Source organism: Patulibacter sp. (genome assembly GCF_030655195.1).
In the GTDB taxonomy this organism is placed as follows: Bacteria; Actinomycetota; Thermoleophilia; order Solirubrobacterales; family Solirubrobacteraceae; genus Patulibacter.
In genome coordinates, this window is sequence record NZ_JAURWA010000163.1 from 1 (window position 1) to 4,698 (window position 4,698).

Sequence of the window (4,698 nt, forward strand, 5' to 3'; positions counted from 1 at the left end):
GGCGGGGCCCGGTCGACCGCGCCCGCGTGCGCGGCGGGGACGTCCGGGGGCCCGCGCCGCTCGCGCCGGAAGTGCAGCAGGATCAGCCAGCTCATCACGGCGGCGTAGAGGCACCAGACCGAGGTGAACTCCTCCTCCTGCATCGTCGCCGCGAAGGCCAGGCCGATGACGTTGGCGACGCCGAACCAGCGCAGGTGCCGGCGGCTCGAGAGGAGCGCCGGCGCGCAGACGGCCAGGACGTAGGCCGTCGCGCTGGGGATGGCGTACGGGGTGTTGGTCGTGTAGGCGACGCAGTGCGCCCGCTCCTCGGCGAGGATCGGGAACTGGGTGACCTGGTAGAGCAGCCACAGCCCGGTGATCAGGCCCAGGACCGCGAAGGGCCGGACGAGCATGCGGCGCCGACGGTCCCGCTCGAGCAGCGCGAAGCCCAGCGGGACGACGATCGGCAGGACCGCCTGCGCGTAGATCACGTAGGCGTCGCGGGCCGCGTCGCCGAGGCCGGGGGAGACCTGGCCGCGCAGGCCGAGCCAGACGAAGCCCTCGACGAACTGGTGGATCCCGAAGCCCAGCGGCAGGGCCGCGACGACCAGGTCCCGTGGCCGGCGGACCTGGGTCAGGGTCGCCACGCCGACGGCGGCGATCGCGCTGCCGGCGACGAAGTCGACCTCGGGCGAGAGACACATGGACGGCCGCGAACGGTACGCGGTCCGGCGGGCGCCGGCCGGGGTCAGCCCGCGACGGCGTCGCGCAGGCGGGAGCCCGGGCCGGGGCGACGGACGACGTCGCCGGAGTCCACGACGTGCCCGGCCTCGCAGACGAGCTCGGCGTGGACGGCGGCGCCGCACCCCGCGTGCTCGGAGTGGATCGGCACGCCGGCCTCGCCGGCCAGGTGGCGGTCGCCCCACTGGCGCAGCGCGACGATGACGGGGTAGAGGTCGCGGCCCTTGTCCGTCAGGACGTACTCCGTGCGCTCGCGCTGACCGGGCTCGCGGTAGGGCGAGCGCTCCAGGAGGCCCTCCTGCACCATGGCCTCGAGCCGGGAGGCGAGCACCGAGCGGGAGACCCCCAGGTGGTCCTGCATGTCGGAGAAGCGGCGCAGCCCGTGGAAGGCCTCGCGCAGGACGAGCAGGACCCACGGCTGCCCCACGACGTCCACGGCCCGGGCGACGGAGCAGGTGGCGGAATCGAGCCGGCGCAGGTCCACGCCCCGCATCGTAGCTGAGTTCGCGATCAGAACTCAACCGCGCTATCGTGCCGACCCGTGCCAGGTCCCGCGGAAGAACCCAGCCCCGAGCCGGACGTCCGCGCCCGGATCACGCTGCGGGTCGCCGGGGCGGCGACCGCCCTCGTCCTCGTCGCGTTCACGATGCCCCTCGGGCTGCTCGCGACGATCGCCCCGGACCTCTCCGCCGGGGACGTGGGGCGCACCTGGATCCTGTCGTCGATGTCCGTCGGCCTGGCCGGGGCGCTCCTCGTCGCCGGCAGCCTCGCGGACGACCTGGGACGCCGGCGGATCTTCCTCGCGGGGCTCGCCGTCTTCGGCGTCGGCGGGCTGCTCGGTGCGGCCGCGCCGAGCGTCCTGGTGCTGAGCCTGGCCCGGGCGCTGCAGGGCATCGGCGGTGCCGCGCTGCTGGCCACGTCGCTGTCGTTGATCGCCGGCGCGTTCCCGGCCGGCCCCGCACGCGTCCACGCCACCGGCGTCTGGGGCGCGATGATCGGGCTGGGCATCGCCGCCGGCCCGCTCGCCGGGTCGCTGATCGCCGAGGTCGGCAGCTGGCGCACGGCCTACGTCGCGCTCGGGCTCCTGTCGCTCGCGGCGCTCGTCCCCGGGGCGCGGGGGCTCCGCGAGTCCCGCGCCCCCGAGCGCCGTCCGCTGGACCCGGTCGGCGCGGCGCTCCTGGGCGCCGGCCTGACCACGCTCACCACCGGTGTGGTGCAGGGCAACGCCGCGGGCTGGGGCGGCGCGGTGCCGGTCGCGGCGTTCGCGGCGACCCTCGTCCTGCTCGCCGGGTTCGCGCGCTGGGAGCTCCGCTCGGCCGCTCCGGTGTTCGACGTCCGGCTGCTGGCCCGCGCCGGCTTCACCGGCGCGCTGATCGGCTCGTTCGTGCTCGGGGTCGCCGTCCTGGCCTTCATGTCCTACGTCATGACGTGGATGCACGTGGCGCTCGGCGCATCGGTCGTCGGCGCCGCGCTCTGGGGGCTGCCGTGGTCGGCCGTCGCGTTCCTCGTCTCGATGCGGGCGCGCGTCCTGGGGCGCTTCCTGACCCCGCGGGCCCAGACCGCGATCGGGCTGCTCGTCTGCGCCGTCGGGCTGTTCGCGATGCGCGGGCTGGACGCGGGCTCGAGCCCCGCCCACCTGGCTCCGGGCCTCGCGGTGCTGGGCATCGGCACCGGCCTGCTGAACGCCGCGCTCGCCCAGGCCGCCGTCACCGTCGTCCCGCCGTCGCGCAGCGGCATGGGGGCCGGGGCCAACAACACCGCCCGCTACCTCGGCGCCGCGCTCGGGGTGCCGCTCGTCGTGGGGCTGCTGCGGACCGGCACCGCCGACCGCGTGGCGGACGGGCAGGCCGCGGCCGCGGCCGCCACCGGGGCGATGAACGCGCTGCTGCTCGTCGTCGCCGGCATCGCGGTCGCCGGGGCGATCGCCGTCTTCGTCCTCCTGCGGCCCGCCCGGGCGCAGGCCACCCCCACCACCGAGAAGGCCCTCGCATGACCCCGACCCCCGATCTGTCCCTCGCCGCCGCGAACGCGTTCCTGAAGGGCGCCGGTCTCGAGACCACCGTCGCGACGGGCGAGGAGGTCGTCGGCCACATCGACGCGGGCGTGGACCACCACACCCCGTGGGGCGTCGTGCACGGCGGCGTCTACGCGACGGCCGTGGAGTCCGCCTGCAGCATCGGCGCGTCGGCGGCGGTGCTCGACCAGGGGATGTTCTCCGTCGGCCTGTCGAACCACACCGACTTCGTCCGGGCGCACACGGAGGGGCGCCTCGACGTGCGCGCGTGGCCGATCCACCAGGGGCGGACCGGCCAGCTGTGGCAGTGCGATCTGACGCGCGAGGACGGCAAGCTCGTGGCGCAGGGGCGGGTGCGCCTGCAGAACGTGCCGATGAAGGGGTGAGGCGGAGGGGCCGGGCCCCGCCCGCCTCGGCCCTACTGCTCCGTGACCTGGTGACCGATGTCCATCGTCACCTGGAAGTGCTCGACGGTGCCGTCCGTGACGTGCCCGCGGATCGAGGTGACCTCGAACCACTCGACCTTCTCGACCGTCTTGCCGGTGGCCGCGACGCCCTTGCGGATGGCGTCGGCGACGCTCTCGGTGGAGCTGCCGGTGACCTTGATGGTGCGGTAGACGTTGTCGGACATGCGAGGAACCTCGTGGGTGGGGGTGGGTGCGCCGGTCGGCGCTCCCCGGGTCGTGTACCCCCCGGCGACCGCACGTCAAACGGCGGGCGGACCGCAAGGCCCCCCGTCGGGCCGGGGGGTGGCGTGGCGCGCTGGCACCCGCCGCGGGGCTGCTAGAACCTCCCTGATGGCGGACGAGTCGGCGGGCGGACGGGGCACGGGGCAGTCGCCTCGCGTCTCCGAGGTCCTGCACGACCGGGTGCGTGCGCAGATCCTCTCGGGCGAGCTGGCGGCCGGCGACGCGCTGCCGTCCGAGCGCGCGCTCGCCGAGACCCACGGGGTCAACCGCCACGCCGTGCGCGAGGCGCTCAAGCGCCTCGAGCAGGCGGGGCTCGTCCGGATCAGCCACGGCGGCGCGACCCGCGTCCAGGACTGGCGCGAGCACGGCGGCCTCGACCTGCTGCTGGACCTCGTCCGCGACGCAGGTGCGTCCGGGGAGGAGGGGCCGCCGGCCGAGGTCGTCCGGTCCGTCCTGGAGCTGCGGGCGCTGATCGGCGTGGACGCGGTGCGCCGGTTCGCCGAGCGGGCGGACGACGACGAGCGGCGCGAGGTCGCGCGGCTGGTCGAGGTCGTGGCGCTGGAGGTCGAGCGCGGGACGCCGGCCGACGTCGTGGCGACGTACGAGACGCTCTGGCGCGCCGTCGTCGCCGGGGCGGGCAACGTCGCCTACCGGCTGATGCTCAACTCGCTGAACGTCGCGGTGGCGGCGTTCCCGGCGCTCGCCGCGGCGCTCGCGCCCGACGACGCCGACGCGCTCCGGGCGCTCGGCGCCGCGATCGCCGAGGGCGACGCCGAGCGTGCCGGGGCACTCGTCGGCGTGCAGCTCCACGGGGACGTCCCCGCGGCGTGAGGCGGACCGGGTGACCTCCCCCGCCGCGCGGTCGCCCGCCGCGGAGCTCCTGCACCTGCTCGGGCGATCAGGCCCCGCGCGGCTGCGGGTCTGGCCCGTCACCGACCACGACCGGCTCTCGCGCCTGATCGCGGTGCTGACCCGGATCGACGGGGTCGGCGCGATCGCCGTCGAGCGGTTCGACGGCCACGACGCGCTGCTGCTGGCGCAGGTCGAGCACGCCGCGAGCGCCGACGAGATCCTGACGGCGCGCCTGGCCCGGGGCATGCTCGCGTGCGGCGTCCGGGACGGACGGATCGAGGTCCAGCTCGTCGCGCGCTCCACGGGCGCGCCGCCGCCCCCCGGAGCCGCGACGCCCGGGCGGTTCGACGTCCCGCCGGGGTTGCGGTCGCTGCGCATCACGCCGCCGCTCCGGGGGCCCGTGCCGCCCCGCGGGGACGACCG

7 protein-coding genes are annotated in these 4,698 nt (G+C 76.3%); 4 read left to right on the forward strand and 3 right to left on the reverse strand.

What is annotated here, in order from left to right:
• On the reverse strand, nt 1–683 hold a 683-nt coding region (locus Q7T67_RS18140), incomplete at its 3' end, for a DUF6629 family protein (protein ID WP_304793081.1).
• A gap of 44 nt (nt 684–727) precedes the next feature.
• Nucleotides 728–1,204: a helix-turn-helix domain-containing protein gene (locus tag Q7T67_RS18145; RefSeq protein WP_304793084.1), complete on the reverse strand. Its 477-nt coding sequence runs from the start codon at nt 1,202–1,204 to the stop codon at nt 728–730.
• Nucleotides 1,205–1,261: 57 nt separating this feature from the next.
• Between Q7T67_RS18145 and Q7T67_RS18150 the strand changes: the two genes are divergently transcribed.
• Both Q7T67_RS18150 and Q7T67_RS18155 read left to right on the forward strand, forming a co-directional pair.
• Nucleotides 1,262–2,713, forward strand: a complete 1,452-nt coding sequence (locus Q7T67_RS18150; protein WP_304793087.1) for an MFS transporter — start codon at nt 1,262–1,264, stop codon at nt 2,711–2,713.
• On the forward strand, nt 2,710–3,120 hold the full coding sequence (locus Q7T67_RS18155) for a PaaI family thioesterase (protein WP_304793089.1): 411 nt from the start codon (nt 2,710–2,712) through the stop codon (nt 3,118–3,120). Before Q7T67_RS18150 ends, Q7T67_RS18155 begins: the two co-directional genes overlap by 4 nt.
• A 32-nt stretch (nt 3,121–3,152) precedes the next feature.
• Here Q7T67_RS18155 and Q7T67_RS18160 read toward each other — a convergent pair whose 3' ends face one another.
• Complete coding sequence (locus tag Q7T67_RS18160) at nt 3,153–3,365, reverse strand: dodecin (protein WP_304793091.1); 213 nt, start codon at nt 3,363–3,365, stop codon at nt 3,153–3,155.
• A gap of 166 nt (nt 3,366–3,531) precedes the next feature.
• Here Q7T67_RS18160 and Q7T67_RS18165 point away from each other — a divergent pair, with 166 nt between their 5' ends.
• Both Q7T67_RS18165 and Q7T67_RS18170 read left to right on the forward strand, forming a co-directional pair.
• The gene (locus tag Q7T67_RS18165) at nt 3,532–4,254 is read left to right on the forward strand and encodes a FadR/GntR family transcriptional regulator (RefSeq protein ID WP_304793094.1); all 723 of its coding nucleotides are present in this window, start codon (nt 3,532–3,534) and stop codon (nt 4,252–4,254) included.
• A gap of 10 nt (nt 4,255–4,264) precedes the next feature.
• Nucleotides 4,265–4,698, forward strand: a 434-nt coding sequence (locus tag Q7T67_RS18170; protein ID WP_304793099.1) for a hypothetical protein, incomplete at its 3' end; no start/stop codon positions are given.